The sequence below is a fragment of the Kribbella sp. CA-293567 genome, from assembly GCF_027627575.1.
In the GTDB taxonomy this organism is placed as follows: Bacteria; Actinomycetota; Actinomycetes; order Propionibacteriales; family Kribbellaceae; genus Kribbella.
Map to the genome: position 1 here is coordinate 1,043,817 of NZ_CP114065.1, position 16,711 is coordinate 1,060,527.

19 protein-coding genes are annotated in these 16,711 nt (G+C 69.5%); 12 read left to right on the forward strand and 7 right to left on the reverse strand.

Annotation, left to right across the window (positions count from 1 at the left end):
• The first annotated feature begins 38 nt into the window (after window positions 1-38).
• The 3 genes from proC (at window position 39) to OX958_RS04970 (ending at window position 2,575) form a co-directional block, all read left to right on the forward strand.
• Window positions 39-848 carry a pyrroline-5-carboxylate reductase gene (gene proC / locus OX958_RS04960; protein WP_270135975.1) on the forward strand — a complete coding sequence of 270 codons (810 nt, stop codon included), beginning with the start codon at window positions 39-41 and terminating at the stop codon, window positions 846-848.
• Between the two features lie 202 nt (window positions 849-1,050).
• Window positions 1,051-1,653 (forward strand): hypothetical protein, encoded by a 603-nt coding sequence (locus OX958_RS04965; protein ID WP_270135976.1) that lies wholly within the window; start codon window positions 1,051-1,053, stop codon window positions 1,651-1,653.
• Window positions 1,654-1,672: 19 nt separating this feature from the next.
• The gene (locus OX958_RS04970) at window positions 1,673-2,575 is read left to right on the forward strand and encodes a TIGR03560 family F420-dependent LLM class oxidoreductase (RefSeq protein ID WP_270135977.1); all 903 of its coding nucleotides are present in this window, start codon (window positions 1,673-1,675) and stop codon (window positions 2,573-2,575) included.
• A gap of 108 nt (window positions 2,576-2,683) precedes the next feature.
• On the opposite strand, the gene OX958_RS04975 is transcribed toward OX958_RS04970, so the two are convergent.
• The gene (locus OX958_RS04975; protein WP_270135978.1) at window positions 2,684-3,445 is read right to left on the reverse strand and encodes an endonuclease/exonuclease/phosphatase family protein; all 762 of its coding nucleotides are present in this window, start codon (window positions 3,443-3,445) and stop codon (window positions 2,684-2,686) included.
• Window positions 3,442-4,410, reverse strand: coding sequence for a tryptophan--tRNA ligase (trpS, locus tag OX958_RS04980; RefSeq protein WP_270135979.1), 969 nt, complete (start codon window positions 4,408-4,410; stop codon window positions 3,442-3,444). Before trpS ends, OX958_RS04975 begins: the two co-directional genes overlap by 4 nt.
• A 239-nt stretch (window positions 4,411-4,649) precedes the next feature.
• On the opposite strand from trpS, the gene OX958_RS04985 reads away from it, so the two are divergent.
• The 3 genes from OX958_RS04985 (at window position 4,650) to dnaN (ending at window position 7,514) form a co-directional block, all read left to right on the forward strand.
• Entirely contained in the window at window positions 4,650-5,825 is a 1,176-nt protein-coding gene (locus OX958_RS04985; RefSeq protein WP_270135980.1) for an acetoin utilization protein AcuC, read from the forward strand.
• 158 nt (window positions 5,826-5,983) lie between these two features.
• Window positions 5,984-6,199 carry a helix-turn-helix domain-containing protein gene (locus tag OX958_RS04990; protein ID WP_270135981.1) on the forward strand — a complete coding sequence of 72 codons (216 nt, stop codon included), beginning with the start codon at window positions 5,984-5,986 and terminating at the stop codon, window positions 6,197-6,199.
• Between the two features lie 163 nt (window positions 6,200-6,362).
• Entirely contained in the window at window positions 6,363-7,514 is a 1,152-nt protein-coding gene (gene dnaN, locus OX958_RS04995; RefSeq protein ID WP_270135982.1) for a DNA polymerase III subunit beta, read from the forward strand.
• Between the two features lie 157 nt (window positions 7,515-7,671).
• Here the strand turns inward: dnaN and crcB (OX958_RS05000) are convergent, their stop codons facing one another.
• Both crcB (OX958_RS05000) and crcB (OX958_RS05005) read right to left on the reverse strand, forming a co-directional pair.
• Window positions 7,672-8,046, reverse strand: coding sequence for a fluoride efflux transporter CrcB (gene crcB / locus OX958_RS05000; protein WP_270135983.1), 375 nt, complete (start codon window positions 8,044-8,046; stop codon window positions 7,672-7,674).
• Window positions 8,043-8,462, reverse strand: coding sequence for a fluoride efflux transporter CrcB (gene crcB, locus OX958_RS05005; RefSeq protein WP_270135984.1), 420 nt, complete (start codon window positions 8,460-8,462; stop codon window positions 8,043-8,045). The genes crcB (OX958_RS05000) and crcB (OX958_RS05005) overlap by 4 nt, the downstream gene beginning before the upstream one ends.
• 42 nt (window positions 8,463-8,504) lie before the next feature.
• Here crcB (OX958_RS05005) and OX958_RS05010 point away from each other — a divergent pair, with 42 nt between their 5' ends.
• The 4 genes from OX958_RS05010 to OX958_RS05025 all read left to right on the forward strand — a co-directional run bounded on the left by OX958_RS05010 (window position 8,505) and on the right by OX958_RS05025 (window position 12,371).
• Window positions 8,505-9,545 (forward strand): GNAT family N-acetyltransferase, encoded by a 1,041-nt coding sequence (locus tag OX958_RS05010; RefSeq protein WP_270135985.1) that lies wholly within the window; start codon window positions 8,505-8,507, stop codon window positions 9,543-9,545.
• Window positions 9,546-9,748: 203 nt separating this feature from the next.
• Window positions 9,749-9,850 (forward strand): 30S ribosomal protein bS22, encoded by a 102-nt coding sequence (locus OX958_RS05015; protein WP_008356322.1) that lies wholly within the window; start codon window positions 9,749-9,751, stop codon window positions 9,848-9,850.
• Window positions 9,851-9,928: 78 nt separating this feature from the next.
• Window positions 9,929-10,936, forward strand: a complete 1,008-nt coding sequence (locus tag OX958_RS05020) for an NAD-dependent epimerase/dehydratase family protein (RefSeq protein WP_270135987.1) — start codon at window positions 9,929-9,931, stop codon at window positions 10,934-10,936.
• Window positions 10,929-12,371 (forward strand): lysophospholipid acyltransferase family protein, encoded by a 1,443-nt coding sequence (locus OX958_RS05025; RefSeq protein WP_270135988.1) that lies wholly within the window; start codon window positions 10,929-10,931, stop codon window positions 12,369-12,371. Before OX958_RS05020 ends, OX958_RS05025 begins: the two co-directional genes overlap by 8 nt.
• Window positions 12,372-12,486: 115 nt before the next feature.
• Here the strand turns inward: OX958_RS05025 and OX958_RS05030 are convergent, their stop codons facing one another.
• From OX958_RS05030 to OX958_RS05040, 3 genes are all read right to left on the reverse strand, one after another.
• Window positions 12,487-13,608 (reverse strand): DUF5667 domain-containing protein, encoded by a 1,122-nt coding sequence (locus OX958_RS05030; protein ID WP_270135989.1) that lies wholly within the window; start codon window positions 13,606-13,608, stop codon window positions 12,487-12,489.
• A 209-nt stretch (window positions 13,609-13,817) separates the two neighbouring features.
• The gene (locus OX958_RS05035) at window positions 13,818-14,360 is read right to left on the reverse strand and encodes a sigma-70 family RNA polymerase sigma factor (RefSeq protein ID WP_020388025.1); all 543 of its coding nucleotides are present in this window, start codon (window positions 14,358-14,360) and stop codon (window positions 13,818-13,820) included.
• Window positions 14,361-14,386: 26 nt separating this feature from the next.
• Complete coding sequence (locus tag OX958_RS05040) at window positions 14,387-14,938, reverse strand: hypothetical protein (RefSeq protein ID WP_270135990.1); 552 nt, start codon at window positions 14,936-14,938, stop codon at window positions 14,387-14,389.
• Between the two features lie 36 nt (window positions 14,939-14,974).
• Here OX958_RS05040 and OX958_RS05045 point away from each other — a divergent pair, with 36 nt between their 5' ends.
• Both OX958_RS05045 and OX958_RS05050 read left to right on the forward strand, forming a co-directional pair.
• The gene (locus OX958_RS05045; RefSeq protein ID WP_270135991.1) at window positions 14,975-16,423 is read left to right on the forward strand and encodes a class I adenylate-forming enzyme family protein; all 1,449 of its coding nucleotides are present in this window, start codon (window positions 14,975-14,977) and stop codon (window positions 16,421-16,423) included.
• A complete protein-coding gene (locus OX958_RS05050) occupies window positions 16,420-16,668 on the forward strand; it encodes a glutaredoxin family protein (protein WP_270135992.1) in 249 nt (82 codons plus the stop codon). Before OX958_RS05045 ends, OX958_RS05050 begins: the two co-directional genes overlap by 4 nt.
• Window positions 16,669-16,711: the final 43 nt, after the last annotated feature.

A 16,711-nucleotide genomic window follows, 5' to 3' on the forward strand; every position in this document is an offset into this window, starting at 1 on the left:
GCACGAACTCGAACAGCCGGCCCGGTTAACCTGAGCGCATGAGTAGCAATGGGCAGGTGGCCATCCTCGGCGCCGGTGTGATGGGCGAGACGCTGTTGTCGGGGCTGTTGCGGGCCGGGCGGCGACCGGAGGAGCTGCTGATCTCCGAGCGGCGCGAGGAGCGGGCGGCCGAACTGCGCGAGCGGTACGGCGTGGACGTGGTCACCAACGTGGAAGCGGCGGCCAAGGCGGACACGCTGGTGCTGGTGGTCAAGCCGCAGGACATGCCCGAGCTGCTGGCCGAGATCGCCCCGGTCGTTCGGCCGTCCCAGACGATGGTTTCGCTGGCGGCCGGTATCACCACCACGTTCATCGAGTCCCGGCTGCCCGAGGGGGTCGCTGTCGTCCGGGTGATGCCCAACACGCCCGCCTTGGTCGACGAGGGGATGGCGGCGATCTCCCGTGGGGCGCACTGCGACGACAGTCACCTGGTGCTGGCCGAGGGTTTGCTGGCCGCCACCGGCCGGGTGATCCGGGTGCCGGAGAAGCAGCAGGACGCGGTGACCGCGATCTCCGGATCGGGTCCGGCGTACATCTTCTTCGTGGTCGAGTCGATGATCGAGGCCGGCGTGCACATGGGGCTGCCCCGCTCGACCGCCACCGAGCTGGTCGTCCAGACCGTCGTCGGCTCGGCCAAGCTGCTGCGCGAGACCGGCGAGCACCCGACCGTACTGCGCGAGCGCGTCACCTCCCCGGGCGGTACGACGGCCGCAGCGGTGCGCGAACTCGAGGACCACAAGGTCCGCGCCGCCTTCCTCTCCGCCATCGAGGCGGCCCGCAACCGTTCCAGGGCCCTCGCCGCCGAGTGACCCCGCCGGCAACCCTGGGAGCCCTTCGGCCCCGCCTTGCAACACCTCGGCGTTGACCGGTCACCGATTGTCGTTATCCTGGGGCGCTGCGGTCATCCTGCCCGCGGGTTCGGCGGTCGTCGCCGCGACCGCCAAGGCTTGATCAAGGGGTAAGTCGATGTCGGGTCAGCTACTTGACGCTGAGGGGTCTAGGGTCCCGCCCATGGGAAATCGTTCGAGCGGCACCGATGACGCTGCCGCGCGCCCCAGTACCGACGAGGTGGAGCTGCCGGCGAGCAGCCAGGAACCGCTGCCCGCGCTGCCCTGGCGCGTCCCGCTCGACCCTGCCCCCTGGTGGGCCTGGGCTCTGTTCGTCATCCCGTTCATCGCCGTACCGGCCCTGAACTCCTGGCTGTGGATGGGTGCGCGCGACTTTCTCGCGGTCGGCCTCTTCACGGCCATCGGCGCTTCGGTCGTCCGGGTGGCCGGCGGCGTCGTGCTGTACCGCGTCGAGGTGACCGCGACCGCGCTGAAGGCCCGCACCAGCCTGCTGGTCCGCAGCCTCGCGTGGCAGGACGTCGACGAGATCGAGGTGGTCGACGACTCGGTCGTGCTGGCCACCGGCAAGGACGAGAACGAGATCAACGGCATCGCCGCCGGCCGGACGGCGTACACTGCCGCCGTCATCCAGGCGGCCCGCGACGCGGCCGACGACCGCCCGGTCCGCCGGTCCCGCCCGCGCCCCGGCATCGGAGTCGTCTTCGTGCTCGCCTACCTCGTCCTCGCGGTCGGCGCCTTCCTCCTCCGCTGGCACCTGGTCCTCTAGCCCACCTAGAGTCGGAGGTATGGACTTCTCCCTCTGGCCGAGTGCCGCGCGGACCTGGCAGGAAGTGCTCGACGGCGCGGAGTACGCCGAGCGAACGGGCTGGTACGGCGTCTGGGTGGCCGACCACTTCATGGTCAACGGCGACGACCTGTCGCTGCCGATGAACGAATGTCTCGCGCTGCTGGCCGGTCTCGCGGTCCGGACCGAGCGGGTGCGGATCGGCTCGATGGTGCTCGGCAACACCTACCGGCATCCGGCCGTGGTCGCCAACCAGGCGGCGACGATCGACCAGTTGAGCGGCGGCCGGTTCGTGCTCGGCATCGGCGCCGGGTGGCAGCAGAACGAGCACGAGGCGTACGGGATCGACCTGCCGCCCGTGAAGGAACTGCTGGCCCGTTTCGAGGAGGCCTGCCAGGTGTTCACCGGGCTGCTCACCCAGGACCGGACCGACTTCGACGGGAAGTACTACCAGCTGACCAACGCGCCGCTGGAACCGAAGCCGGCCAAGCTGCCGATCCTGATCGGGGCCGCCGGGGAGAAGGTTGCCCTGGGCATCGTCGCGAAGTACGCCGACGAATGGAACCACTGGGGTCTGCCGGAGCTCGCCGAGCACAAGGGCGAGGTGTTCCGCGCGCACTGCGAGAGGATCGGCCGCGACCCGGCCACCGTCCGGCGCTCGACCCAGGCGATGGTCGAGATCGTCACGCCGGGGGACACCGAGGCGGAGGAACGGCGGGAGCGGCTGCTGGCCGCGGGCCGGCCGACGATCATGGGGTCGGCCGACTACGTGCTCGACACGGTCGCCCGGTATCCCGCCGCCGGCATCGACGAGTTCCTGGTCAACGACGGGCTGCTGGGCTCGGGCGCCCGCCGTTTCGACGCCCTGGAGCGACTCCGGGAAGAGGTCTTCAGCAAGCTGTGAGGGTGGTCCGCCATCACTGACCAACCCCGCCGAATCGCGGTTGACGAGGCATCGTCAAGCGGTGGGTCGTCGCGGTCGGCGGGGTTGGTCAGTGATGGCGGTCCGGGGTCACAGCTGCAGGGTCGCCACGACCGGCCAGTGGTCGCTGGGGAAGCGGCCGTCAGGACGATCGCGGACGATCGCGGCATCGGTGGCCTGCCAGCCGGCGCCGATCAGGATGTGATCGATCCGGTCGAGACCGGTCGCCCGGCCGAAGTCGTGAAAGGTGCCTCCGGCATCGACCGGTACGGCGTCCCGCCAGCCGGCATCGAGGAATGCCTTCAGTGGCGGGGATTCGGGCTCGGCGTTGAGATCGCCGAGCAGCACCCAGTGCCGCTCCGGCTCTGCCGCCGCCCACCGATCGAGCAGCTTCGACGACTCCACTCGCGCGACCTCGCCGATGTGGTCGTAGTGGGTGTTCGAGATCCCGGCCAGCGTGCCGTCGGAGTGCCTCAGCCTGACCAGCGTGGCGATCCGGGTCAGATCGGCATCCCAGCCGACCGACCCCGGCGTCGTCGGGTCGGTGGACAGCCAGCGCGTCTCGTGCGACTCCACCTGCCAGGCGCCGGACCGGACCATCACCACCGAATGCTCACCCGCCTGCTCGCCGTCGTCCCGCCCGGCCCCGACGATCTCGTACCGCGCGAAGCTCTCGCGCAGATAGTCGAGCTGGTCGGGCAGTACCTCCTGCAGCCCGACCACATCGGCCTCCAGCGCCTCGATCGCCGCCGCGGCCGCCTCGCGTCGCAGTACCCACGAGTCGTCGCCGTCCGGCGCGGAGGAGTTGCGAATGTTGAACGTCGCCACTCGGAGCTGCACAGGGGGCTTCACCCGGTCGATCCTGCCAAACCCATCGCGACCGTCGCCGCCCGGAGTCGCGGAGCGCTTGCCTCGATCGCGCGGTCCCGGCCCTGCGCCAGCAGCCGATCGACCTGTGCGGGATCGGCGGCCAGCAGCGCGTACTCCTTCTGCAGCGGCTCGATGACGGCCAGTACGGCGTCCGCGACATCCGACTTCAGCGCCCCGTACGTCGAGTAGCCGGCCGCCAGCTCGACCGGATCCCCATCGATGCAGGCGGCCAGGATCTCCAGCAGATTGGTGACGCCGGGCTTGCCTGCCTCGTCGTGGCGGACCTCCCCGTCGGAGTCGGTCACCGCGCGCATCAACTGCCGGCGGATCACGTCCGGCGGGTCGAGCAGCCGGATCGTGCCGACCGCGTTGTCCTCGTCGGACTTGCTCATCTTGGCGGTCGGGTTCTGCAGATCCTTGATCCGCATCGCCAGCGCGGCCTTCTGCAGCTGGGGGACGACGAACGTCTCGCCGTACTCCCGGTTGAAGCGGATCGCCACGTCCCGGGCCAGCTCGACGTGCTGGTCCTGGTCGCCACCGACGGGAACCCGGTCCGTGCCGTAGAGCAGGATGTCGGCCGCCATCAGGCACGGATAGGTGAACAGCGAGGCCCGGGTCATCGGCCGGTTCCGGCCCTTCTCCTTGTACTGGATCATCCGCGACAGCTCGCCGACGTACGAGGTGCACTCGAGCAGGTAGGCGAGCTGCGCGTGCGCGGGGACGTCGGACTGCACGAACACCGTGCCCGGTGGCAGCCCTGCGGCGAGCATCAGCGTCGCCATCTCCCGGGTCAGCGCGAGCAGCCGGCGGGGATCGTGCTTGGTGGTCATCGCGTGCTGGTTGGCGACGAAGTAGAAACCGTCGGGGTCGGTGAACCGCCGCAGCGCGCCGAGGTGGTTGCCCAGCGTGAGCCGGCCGGACGGGGTGATGCCGGAGAGCGAGGTCATGTCGGGTCCTTGGTCGATCGGGCCTCACCGACCGACGGGCAAACAAAAAGGCCGCCTCGGCGAGGCGGCCTCTTGGATGCGTGTGAACGCAGGGGGTCCGCCTAAGCGGCCCACCAGTCCTGCTGCGTCAGGTTACGCGCGGTGTTCACGGGACCAGAATAGCCACACCCCGGTGACTGTGCGCAAGCCCGGTTCGCGAGCGGAGGCCCGTACCGCGCTCGCGGGCTAAGGTCGAGGGCATGAGCGGTGAGGCGATGCTGGTCTTCGACGAGGGGCTGACGGCCTACGACTTCGGTCACGGGCACCCGATGAGTCCGATCCGGGTGGACCTGACCATCCGGCTGGCGCGGGCCCTCGGGGTTCTCGACCAACTGAAGGTGGCGCCGGCGCCGGTGGCGGACGACGCGCTGCTGCGGACCGTGCACACGGCGGAGTACATCGCTGCCGTGAAGCGGGCCGGAGCAGACCCCGATCTGCCCGATCCGGACTTCGGTCTCGGCACCGACGACACCTACTGCTTTCCGCAGATGCACGAGGCGTCGGCCCACGTGGTCGGCGCGTCCGTCGAGGCGGCTCGGGCGGTCTGGGAGGGCGACGTGCTGCACGCCGCCAACATCTCCGGTGGGCTGCACCACGCGATGCCCTCGACGGCCAGCGGCTTCTGCGTCTACAACGACCCGGCGGTCGCGATCCAGTGGCTGCTCGACCACGGCGCCGAGCGGGTCGCGTACGTCGATGTGGACGTCCACCACGGCGACGGCGTACAGGCGGTGTTCTACAACGATCCGCGGGTGCTGACCGTGAGCCTGCACGAGTCGCCGACCACGCTCTTCCCGGGGACTGGGGCGGCCGGGGAGACCGGTGGACCAGATGCGCCGGGCTCCGCGGTCAACATGCCGCTGCCGCCCGGCACTGGTGACGCAGGCTGGCTGCGGGCGTTCCACGCGGTCGTGCCGGACGTGCTGAAGGCGTTCCGGCCGTCGGTGCTCGTCACCCAGCACGGCTGCGACTCCCACGTGGAGGATCCGCTGGCGCACCTGACCAAGACGATCGACGGTCAGCGCGCGGCGTACCAGGCGCTGCACGACCTGGCTCACGAGGTCTGCGACGGCAAGTGGGTCGCGACCGGTGGCGGTGGTTACGCGATCATCGACGTCGTCCCGCGCGCGTGGACGCACCTGCTGGCGATCGTCGCCGGTCAGCCGATCGCTCCGGAGACCGCGGTGCCGGAGTCGTGGCGAGAGGACGTGAACCGGCTCTACGGGCGGATCGCGCCGTCGCGGATGACCGACGGCCGGGCCGCGACGTACTCCGACTGGTCGGCCGGCTACAACCCCGAAACCTGGCTGGACCGCTCGATCAAGGCGACCCGGGACGTCAGTTTCCCGCTGCTCGGGCTCGACCCGACGTACTGATCCGGGGCCGTTCCGAAGTAGTTCGAGACTGAACCGTCCAGTCACACCAGACACCCCCTTTCCCATTCGCACCAACAGCCACTACGCTCAGTTCATGCACGGGCGGAGGTGCCGGAGGGGAAGCCGGCGCACGACCCGTGCTGGAAGTGCGGTGCGTTATGGCATCAAAGAAGTCCGGTGGTGAGTCCCCGCTCGCCGAGGTGAAGTTTCTGACCGTGGCAGAGGTTGCCACGGCCATGCGGGTGTCCAAGATGACGGTGTACCGGTTGGTGCACTCCGGAGAGCTGCCCGCGGTGCGGGTGGGTCGGTCGTTCCGGGTGTCTGAGGACGCCGTGCACGACTACCTCAAGGGCGCGTTCTACCAAACCGGATAACCACGAGAAGCGAAAGCGGCCGGAAACCCGAGAGGGACCGGCCGCTTCGCCTTGCCCTCTTCGCTCGCCCTCTGGGACTGCCCGCTGAGGCTCCGTGGTCGCCAGAAACTGTCGGTGGCCGCTGTTTGACTGGAGACCAGTGAGGAACTGGGAGGCGGTCGGCATGAAGGTTCGGGTGGAGCGGGATCTGCTGGTGGAGTCGGTGGCGTGGGTGGGCCGGAGTCTGCCCAGCCGGCCCAGTGTGCCGATTCTGGCGGGGTTGCTGATGGAGGCGTCCGAGGGCGAGCTGACGCTGTCCGGGTTCGACTACGAGACCTCCCACCGGGTGACGCTGCCGGCTCAGGTGGCCGACCCCGGCCGCTGCCTGGTCTCCGGCCGGCTGATGGCCGACATCGTGAAAAGCCTGCCCCATCAGGCGATCGACTTCACTGTTGACGGTTCCAAGGCGCTACTGGTCTGTGGGACGTCACGCTTCACCCTGCAGACGTTGCCGATCGACGAGTATCCCGAGCTGCCGGAGCAGCCGCCGTCCAACGGTGAGATCCGCAGCGACGTGTTCGCCCGGGCGGTCTCACAGGTGGCCGGATCGGCCAGCCGCGACGACACGATGCCGGTCTTCACCGGAGTGCAGGTGGAGATCGAGGGGCCGACCATCACGCTGCTCGCCACCGACCGGTACCGGCTGGCCGTCCGCGAGCTGGAGTGGGAGCCCGACGAGCCGACGGTCTCGGCGACGACGCTGATCCCCGCCCGGGCCCTTTCCGAGACCGCCAAGGCGATGACGGGTTCGACCCTGACGCTGTCCCTTGACCGGGACGCGGCGGCCGGTGACGGGCTGGCAGGCTTCGCGGGAGAGGTGTCGGGCGGCTCGCGGTGGACCACGACCAGGCTGCTGGACGGCAGCTTCCCCAAGGTGCGCAACCTGATGCCGGCCGCAGACGCGATCCAGACCCGCGTCCGGATCGGTACGGCAACGCTGGTCGAGGCGGTCAAACGCGTCGCGTTGGTGGCGGAGCGCAACGCGCCGGTCCGGATCACCTTCACCGCCGAGGGCGCGACGCTCGACGCGGGCAGTGGCGAGGAGGCCCAGGCCTCCGAGACGATCGAGATCCAGCTGACCGGTGAGCCCGTCACGGTCGGATTCAACCCGACGTACCTGCTGGACGGCCTGCACGCGATCGGTACGCCGGTAGCCCACCTCGCCTTCACCCAACCCACCAAACCAGCCGAACTGACCGGCGCGACCGACCTCGAGGAAGACCCGCTGACGAACTTCCGCTACATCCTGATGCCGGTCCGCCTGCACAACACCTGAGACAACCCGCGACAGCCGCCCGCTGGTGCCGGCGCACCAGGTTCGCGGCGCCCTCGGGTACGCCGTACAGATCGGGTTGATCCGACTCGATGGTGTCCTGACCGGTGACTTCACCGTGACGGTTCTGCCGGCCAAGAAGCGCTGATTCTTCGAGGCTTCAGGTCCAAATGGCCTGGCCGGTCGCGACGCCCAGCCAGGCGGCGCCCAGGCCCGCGGCGATGCTGACTGTGACGTTGAGGAACGCGGCTCGCTTCGCGTTCTGTTCGTAGAGGCGGAGGGTTTCGTAGGAGAAGGTCGAGTAGGTGGTGAGGGCGCCGCAGAAGCCGGTGCCGACGAGGAGTTGTACCCAGTGCGGGGCGGCGCCTGCCAGTGCGGCGCCGGTGACGAAACCGAGGATCGCCGAGCCGGTCACGTTGACAGTGAAGGTGCCCCAGGGGAAGCCGCTGTCGTGGCGTGCCTGGACGGCGCGGTCGACCAGGTAACGCAGGGGTGCGCCGACGACGGCGCCCGCGATCACCAGTAGGAGCTTCACTTCTGGCCCCTGCGCACCAACGCGCGAGTCGCGGAAGTGCCTGCCCATACAGCCGCCATCGCGCCGACCACGGTCACCAGTAGATAGCTCAATGCCGTCAGCGGATGGCCCTTCGAGATCAGTTGCTGGATGTCCACGGCGTACGTCGAGAACGTGGTGAAGCCGCCCAGGATCCCGGTCCCCACGAAGGGTCGGAGCAGCCGCTGATCCCGCCACACTTCACTGACCAGCACCATCAACACCCCGATCAGCGCGCACCCCGCCACGTTGATCCCGACAGTGGCCCAAGGCAACGAACCGGGTCGGTAAGGCCACGCCACTCCGGCGAGATACCGCGCTCCCGCCCCGAGCGCACCCCCGGCAGCGATCACGCCGAGCACGTCAACCTCGACCCGCCGCGCCCAGGAGCTCTCCACCAGTCGCACGATAATCGACCTGTGGAGGGAGGTGCCGCTGACATGGCCGACCAGGCAGGCGATGGGCGAGTGACCGGCGAAGGTCTCGTACTGCGTGAATGGACCGAAGCAGACCTGCCCGCGATGGTCGAACTCTTCGACAACCCGGAGGTCGCCCGCTGGACCCCGCTCGCTTCGCCCTTCGATCTGGTCGCCGCGGCGCGCTACCTCGACGCCGGGCACGCCGACACCCGTCGACTCCATCTGGCGATCACCACGGACGGCCGTCAGCCGCTCGGCGAAGTACTGCTCAGTCTCGACCACCGAAGCATCGGGCTGGCCATCACTCCGACCTCCCGCGGCGAGGGGCTGGCGGTCCGCGCACTCGACCTGATCACGACCTACGCCCACGAGACGCTGGCCTTCCCGCGGGTCATCGCAGAGATCGAGCCGGGCAACACTGCCAGCCAACTCGTCGCCCACCGGGCCGGCTATCGCCCGGCGGCCGAGGAACCTCAGCTCCTCACCAGCAGAGGCCGGGAGATTGTCGTTGTTATCTGGGAGCACCTCGCGGCTGCTTCCGGGCAAGATGGGCCCATGGCTGAGACAGGGGTGCGGTTGGTGGGGGACGGGCTGGTACTGCGGGAGTGGCGGGAGGGAGATCTGCCGGCGATGGTCGAGCTGTTCGACGATCCGGCGGTCGCGTACTGGACGCCGTTGGTGACGCCGTTCGACGAGCGGGCGGCCAAGGCGTATCTCGAGGTGGCGCAGGCGGACAACGGGCGGATCCAGTTGGCGATCACCACCGACGGCGGGCGGCCGATGGGTGAGGTGCTGCTGATGCCGGAGACCCTGAGCGCCGGGTACGCCGTGGGGTCGCAGTACCGCGGGCAGGGGCTGGCCGCGCGGGCGGTCAACCTGATCACGGCGTACGCGCACGACGTCGCGGGGATGCCTCGGGTCATGCTGGAGATCGAGGCGGAGAACGAGGCCAGCAACTCTGTTGCCCGGCGGGCCGGCTACCGGCTGACCGAGGTCGAACCGCGGTGGGTCACCGAGAAAGGCCGCAAGCTCGCCCTCTACACCTGGGAACACCTCGCCTGAGTGGGAGATGCCGCAGACCGGCGTACCCAAGCGGGCAAACCGTTGTGCCGACCGCTCAAAACGCCCCCCGCAGCCGGCGAACAACCACCCTACCGACAGGCGCGAGGGAGCCACAGGGCACACTCATCACGCCTCACTTAGGTCTAGAAGGTGACCAACAGGTAGGCTTTGCCGACGCTCTCTTTAAGTTTGGATGGTCCACTGTGGGTTCCGTTATCAAGAAGCGCCGTAAGCGTATGGCGAAGAAGAAGCACCGCAAGCTGCTGAAGAAGACGCGGGTGCAGCGCCGCAAGCTCGGCAAGTAGCCCTAACCAGGGAAGTACTGTCGTCGCCCTGCGAGTCAGGGCGGCGTCGATGGAGTTGCTGTCTGGCTGGGGGTACTCGTGGCACAGGTAGTAATGGTTACCGGCGTCTCCCGGGACGCCGGTGCTCGTTGTGCCCGCCGCCTGGCAGCCGAACCCGGTATCGACACCGTGATCGGCATCGACGTGGTGCCGCCAAGGGCCGAACTCGGCCGGGTCCGGTTCGTCCGGGCGGACATCCGCAACCCCGTCATCGCGAAGGTCATCGCCGGTGAGGACGTCGACACGGTCGTCCACACGGGCGTCGTGGCGACCCCTGGCAGCGCCGGGGGACGGTCGTCGATGAAGGAAATCAACGTCATCGGCACCATGCAACTGCTCGCCGCGTGCCAGAAGGCGCCGGGCGTTCGCAAGCTCGTGGTCAAGTCGTCGACCACGGTGTACGGCGCGGGTCCTCGCGACCCCGCCATGTTCACCGAGGAGATGGCGCCGCGGGCGATCCACCAGACCGGGTTGAGCAAGGACGCGGTCGAGGTCGAGGGGTACGTGCGCGGCTTCGCCCGCCGCCGCCCCGACGTCTGCGTCAGCACCCTGCGGATGGCCAACTGGATCGGCCCGCGGACCGACTCCCCGATCACCAGGTACTTCGCCATGCCGGTGGTGCCGACCGTTTTCGGGTTCGACGCCCGGCTGCAGTTCCTGCACGAGGACGACGGGGTCGAGGCGATTCATCACGCCACCGTCAACGACCTGCCCGGCACGTTCAACCTGGCCGGCGACGGCGTGCTCTCGCTGTCCCAGGCGATCCGCCGGCTCGGCCGGCCCGCCTTACGGTTGCCGTCCTTCACGGCGGCCAGCACGGCGGCCGTCGTACGCCGGGCCCGGCTCGCCGACTTCTCGCCGGACCAGATCACCTTCCTGACCTATGGGCGGGCGGTGGACACCACCCGGATGCGCAGCGAGTTCGCCTTCGAACCGGAGTACACGACGGCCGCCGCCTTCGACGACTTCCGTGCGCACCTCGGCCCCGGGGCGGTCACTCAGGCCTCCCGCTTGCTGACTACCGGGCTAGGGGCATTGCGTGGCTGACGCCGACATCATCCCGATCGGATCGGGAGGCCGCCCGGGCCGCGGTAGCGGACGCCGTACGACGCCGTCAGCCGCCGCCCGCGCTCTCGCGGGTCCCGAGGCAGCCAAGGAAAGAGCGGAACGCACCGAGCGCGCACGCGCGGCGCAAGCCCGCGCTGCCGAGACCGATCGCTCGTCCGCCGCCGATCAGAACGGCGCCGCAGCAGGTGAGGGCGGCGCCGCCCGCAAGGGACGAGCAGGCAAGACCCGCGTGGCCGCCGTCGACCAGCCGGCCCGGTCAAGCGAAGCCGCCTCCAACTCACCGCTGAGCGATGTCTCGGCACCGGCGACCGACGCCTCCGCTGGACCGGTCTCAGCGGGACGAGCGTCCGCGCGACCAGTCTCCGCAGGACCGGCGTCGGCGGGACGAGCGTCCGCGGGACCGGTCTCCGCAGGACCGGCGTCGGCGGGACGAGCGTCCGCGGGACCGGTCTCCGCAGGACCGGCGTCGGCGGGAACGGCCGGCCCTACCTTTGACGGCCCGAGCGGCGTCGAGGTCGGCGACAACGCGGCGCTGCGGGACTTCGCGGCGTTCGAGAAGCTGGTGCGGGAGACCTTGGGAGTCGACGGCGAGCGGAAGGTGGCCGAGTTCCTGGCGTTCCTGCGCCGGCGGTTGACCGGGGAGTACGAGGTCGACGAGTTCGGCTACGACTCCGACCTGACCGACCAGGTGCTGCTGACCGGGTTGCGGCCGCTGGCGGAGAAGTGGTTCCGGGCCGAGGTGCGCGGGATCGAGAACATCCCCGACACCGGCAGTGCGCTGATCGTCGCGAACCACTCCGGCACGATGCCGATCGACGGACTGATCACCCAGCTGGTCATCGCCGACCACACCAACCGGCCGCTGCGCACGCTCGCGGCCGACCTGGTGTTCAAGACGCCGTTCGTCGGCGAACTGGCCCGCAAGGGTGGCGCGACGCTGGCGAGCAACGACGACGCCGAGCGGCTGCTGCGGCAGGGCAACCTGGTCGGCGTCTGGCCGGAGGGCTTCAAGGGGCTCGGCAAGCCGTTCAGCGAGCGGTACAAGCTCCAGCGGTTCGGTCGTGGCGGCTTCGTCAGCGCCGCCATGCGGACCGGCGTACCGATCGTGCCGTGTTCGATCGTCGGCGCCGAGGAGATCTACCCGCTGGTCGGCAACCTGGCCTCACTGGCCCGGCTGGTCGGCGTCCCGTACATCCCGGTCACCCCGTTCTTCCCGCTGCTCGGTCCGCTCGGGATGATCCCGTTGCCGTCGAAGTGGCTGATCGAGTTCGGCGAGCCGATCCGTACCGACGACTTCCCCGACGGCGCCGCCGACGACCCGATGCTGGTCTTCAACGTGACCGACCAGGTCCGCGAGACCATCCAGCAGACGCTCTACACCCTGCTGATGCAGCGCCGCAGCGTCTTCTTCTGAGCCGCCCCACCCTCCGCCGGGCCGGCCACCAGCACCGTCGATGACTTCTGCGGAGACGGCGAAAAACCCGGACTCCGTGAGGAGAACCGGGCTCTTCGAGGTGCACTGGGAAGAACTACTTCCAGGGCGGTAGCAGAGTCTCGAGCACGCCCGGCAGGTTGATCGTCGGGAGCGGGAGGCTCAGGCTCGGGAAGGGCCAAGGCCAGCTGGGCGTACCGGGCGTCGGCAGCGTGGGGACGGACGGTCCCGACGGTGTCGTGCTCGGCTTGCTCGACGGGCGGGGTGGCGTCTTCAGGTCGGTGGGCAGGGTGGTCGGCTGCTCGACGATGGTGGTGTCCACCGTCTCCGACGGCGGTGCCTGGCTGACCACCGGGCTGCTCGGCTTGGCCGAGGGCACGGTCGACGCTTCGGCCGAAGGCTTGCGGGTCGGCGACGAGGTGGGCGCCTTGATCGGCGTACTCGGCTCCGTCCCGGGGTTGATCGCCGGCGCCGGGCCCGCGTTCTTGGCCGGCTTGGGCTTCTCGCACTTCGGACAGGCGGCAGCGCTCTGCCGGGCCAGGTCCTCGATCGTCGCCAGGGCCTCGACAGCTCCCTTGAGCGACTCCGGCGGCAGCTTGGGCGCGAGTTCACCGATGGCCTGGCGGGCGCTGGTGATGAACGCGGTCACTGCCGTGATGGAGGCCGGATCGCCGTCCTGCACGTACGAAGCGATCAGCCGGGTGATGCCCGTGCGGGACTGGACGGTGAAGTCGGCGAGCGTGCTGTCGATGGTGGCGACATCGCCACCGTTCTTCACCAACGCCCGGATCTCGGACAACCTGGTCTCGGCATGGCCGAGCTCGCGCCGGCCCCGGGAACCGTCCCCGACGGCGACATTGGTGGAGACGTTCTCGATCCCGCGCTTCATGCCGTACAGCGCGTCGCCGGGCATCGCCTGCTGAGCGGCGGCGGCAGAACCGATGCCACCGCCGAGCAGGACCAGCGCGGCAGTACTGGCCACCAGCCGGATGCGCCGGCCGTGACGATGGCGGATATCTGTCACGGACGCGTCGTCGTCCTCGCGCGGAGGCGGATCGTCCGAGCTGTCCGGAACGCTGGGTACCACGGTCGGAGTCGTGGTCGCGGCTCGCGCCGCGGCCTGCTCGAGGAGGCGGTGCCTCAGCTCGGCAGCGAACTCCGGCCGCGGTGTCACTGCGCCGGCGGTCCTCAGCCGTCCGACCAGTTCCACAGCTTCCATCAGCTCAGGGTCATCGCTCAGTCGCGAAGAGTGACGGGGCCCGTGATCGACGGCGTGCGCGAAGGTCTCCGCGCGCGCTCGAGCCCTGTGTAGGTCACTCATGAGTTCTCGTTCTCCTCAATGGCCGATCGGGGTTACCGAAAGGTCCTCACACAGGCAAACGAGGAAACTCCCTGACGGGTTACGAAAGACATTCGTTGTCATCCTCCTCACCTCAAGTCCTTGGGGATAACCTTCGCCAAGTGCCGGACGGCTCTCAGTTGCAGTTGCTTGACGGCGCCCTCGGATTTCTCCAGCGCCTTGGCCGTCTCCGCGATCGACAGACCGGCGAAGAACCGCATCGTCAGACAGTCGCGCTGCTCCTCGGGCAGCGCGGCCACGGCGTCGCGCAGCACCTCGGCGGTGGCCGCGGCCAGCACGTCCACCTCCGGGCCCTCGGTCTGCCGGTCGTGCGTCTCGATCTCGTCGGTGACCACCTCGAGCCGGACCCGTCCCGACTTGTAGTGGTCGGTGATCAGGTTCCGGGCGATCGTCACCAGCCAGGCTCCGAAGTCCCGGCCCTGCCAGCGGAACGAGTCCAGCGCGCGCAGCGCCCGGACGAACGTCTCACTGGTCAGGTCCTCCGCGAGCGCCGATGACGACACTCGCGCGTAGATGTAGCGATACACGGTCAGCGAGTACTCGTCGTACAGCTCGCCGAACGCACCGACATCCCCTGCCTGGGCGCGATCGACGAGCTCTGCACGTCTCATCCCGTCCGGGCTCGGCTCCGGCGTCGTCAAGTTCTCTCCCCGTTCAACTGACACGTCTGTGTCCGATACGTCCTTCGACCGACACTGCCGCGGATGGCAACAGCGGCTGAGACAGCACCGAGCGTTACGCCTGAAACACCCGCTGTCAACAGCGCCCGGCGTGCCGCTTTCCGTCCGGTCCGGTAATCGCGGACCTGCCGGCCCGCCACTTCGGCCTGCCGGCGGAGCCTGGAATCCGGGTTGACCGCGCAGTCGGCCAGGTGAAGCCGCTCGTGCGCCGCCGGCGCGCGAACCGCCTCCGCCTTCGCCGGATCGTGAACAATATCCCCGGCAAGACGGCCTGTACAGATCCCGTCACGCGATTCTGCAATCGTTCCCAGTGCACCCCGCCGGTACAGCCCTCCGGCCAGGTGGTGCACCGAAGCGCCCCGCAGCATCGTGTTGTCCACGTCGAAGAACGCGGCCGCGTGGGTCACCGGCGGTGTCCGCAGCGCTGCTTCGAGCTCGGCAGCCGCCGCGCTGGCCTCACCGGCCAGCACCGACCGGGCGCGCAGATCACGCGTGGTTGGTCGAGTCACAGAGTGACCCTAGCGGTCTCGTGACAGACTCGCCTGGTGAACTTCAACTTCGCGGATGTTCTTCGTGACACAGCGCGACGTCACGGCGAACGTCCGGCGCTGGTCGACGGCGACCGGCGACTGACCTGGAGCCAGCTCGACGCGGCCGTGGACACGGCTGCCCGGGGCTACTCGGCCGCGGGTCTGGTGCCGGGGTACCGGGTGGTCCTGCTGCTGGCGAACAGCATCGAGTTCGTCACCTCCTACCTGGGATGTCTTCGCGCCGGGCTGGTCGCCGTACCGCTCAACACCGGGCTGACCAAGAGCGAGATCGACACGGTGATCGCGCACTCCGGAGCCCGTCTCGCGGTCGTCGACGGCGACCTCGCGGACCGGGTCGAAGGCGTCCGGGTGGTCCGGGCCGGCGACCTGGCCGGTGACGCTCCGCTCACGCCGCAGACCGACCCCGAGGCTCTGGCGGTCCTGCTCTACACCTCCGGAACCAGCGGAGATCCGCGCGCCGCGATGCTGACCCACCGGGCGCTGGGCGCGAACGTGCAGAACCTGGCCGACCTCGGCGAGGACCGGATGGGGCCCGAGGACGTGGTGCTCGGCGTGCTGCCGATGTTCCACGCGTTCGGCCTCAACGCGGTGCTCGGCTGGGCCGTCGCCACCGGGGCGCAGCTGGTCGTCGAGCGGCGGTTCGACTCCACCGGCACCATCGACCTGATCCGCCGGTACGGCGTGACGCGGCTCCCGCTCGCGCCGCCCGCCCTGACCGCCTTCATCGCGCGGCCCGACCTGCGGGAGGCGCTGGCCACCGTCAAGGTCGTGCTCACCGGTGCCTCGACCCTGGATCGCGGTCTCGCGGACCGGTTCGAGCAGGCCAGCGGGCTGTTCGTGCACCAGGGTTACGGGCTGACCGAGGCCTCGCCCGGCGTCACCACCACGCTCGGCGAGCACGACCCGAAGCCGGGCTCCGTCGGCCGGGCGCTGCCGCACGTGGAGCTGCGGATCGCCGACGAGCAGGGTGAGGAGGTCGAGGGCGACGACCCCGGCGAGATCCTGATCCGCGGCCGCAACCTCTTCTCCGGCTACTGGCCGGACGGCGTCGACGGCCCGGACGACGAAGGCTGGTACCGCACCGGCGACGTCGGGTTCCTGGACGCCGACGGCGACCTGTTCCTGGTCGACCGGCTGCGCGAACTGATCATCGTGTCCGGCTTCAACGTCTTCCCCAGCGAGGTCGAGGAAGTCCTCGTCCAGGCTCCGGGAGTGCGCGAGGCGGCCGTGATCGGCGTACCGTCCACGGACACCGGCGAGGCGGTGAAGGCGTTCGTCGTACCGGAGACCGGGGCCGCGCCGAGGCCGGACGAGGTGCTCGAGTACGCCGCCACCCGGCTGGCGCGGTTCAAGTGCCCGGTCGAACTCGAGGTGGTCGACAACCTGCCGCACTCGGTCACCGGCAAGGTGGCCAAGGGCCGGCTGCGCCAGGCGGACCGGTGAGCGGCGCGGGTGACCGCGTCACCCTCTACGGCAAACCCGGCTGCCACCTCTGTGACGACGCCCGCGCGGTCGTCAGCCAGGTCTGCGCCGAGCTGGGCGTCACCTGGAGCGAGATCGACATCACCCAGGACGACCGGCTCTTCGCCGAGTACGGCGAGCAGATCCCGGTCACCTTCGTCGACGGTGCCCAGCACGACTTCTGGCGGGTGGACCCGGTCAGGCTGAAGTTGGCCTTGACAAGCTAGTGGTGTTCACCACGCGAGGCCTTCCCGATTTTGTTCTCACGTT

Coding starts and splice junctions, on each gene's coding strand:
- OX958_RS04985 (WP_270135980.1), top strand. CDS start 4,650: ATGAGCGGTGAGGCGATGCTGGTCTTCGACGAGGGGCTGACGGCCTAC.
- OX958_RS05035 (WP_020388025.1), bottom strand. CDS start 14,360: ATGAGACGTGCAGAGCTCGTCGATCGCGCCCAGGCAGGGGATGTCGGT.
- trpS (WP_270135979.1), bottom strand. CDS start 4,410: ATGACCTCGCTCTCCGGCATCACCCCGTCCGGCCGGCTCACGCTGGGC.
- OX958_RS05010 (WP_270135985.1), top strand. CDS start 8,505: ATGGCCGACCAGGCAGGCGATGGGCGAGTGACCGGCGAAGGTCTCGTA.
- OX958_RS04965 (WP_270135976.1), top strand. CDS start 1,051: ATGGGAAATCGTTCGAGCGGCACCGATGACGCTGCCGCGCGCCCCAGT.
- OX958_RS04970 (WP_270135977.1), top strand. CDS start 1,673: ATGGACTTCTCCCTCTGGCCGAGTGCCGCGCGGACCTGGCAGGAAGTG.
- OX958_RS04990 (WP_270135981.1), top strand. CDS start 5,984: ATGGCATCAAAGAAGTCCGGTGGTGAGTCCCCGCTCGCCGAGGTGAAG.
- OX958_RS05030 (WP_270135989.1), bottom strand. CDS start 13,608: ATGGAAGCTGTGGAACTGGTCGGACGGCTGAGGACCGCCGGCGCAGTG.
- proC (WP_270135975.1), top strand. CDS start 39: ATGAGTAGCAATGGGCAGGTGGCCATCCTCGGCGCCGGTGTGATGGGC.
- dnaN (WP_270135982.1), top strand. CDS start 6,363: ATGAAGGTTCGGGTGGAGCGGGATCTGCTGGTGGAGTCGGTGGCGTGG.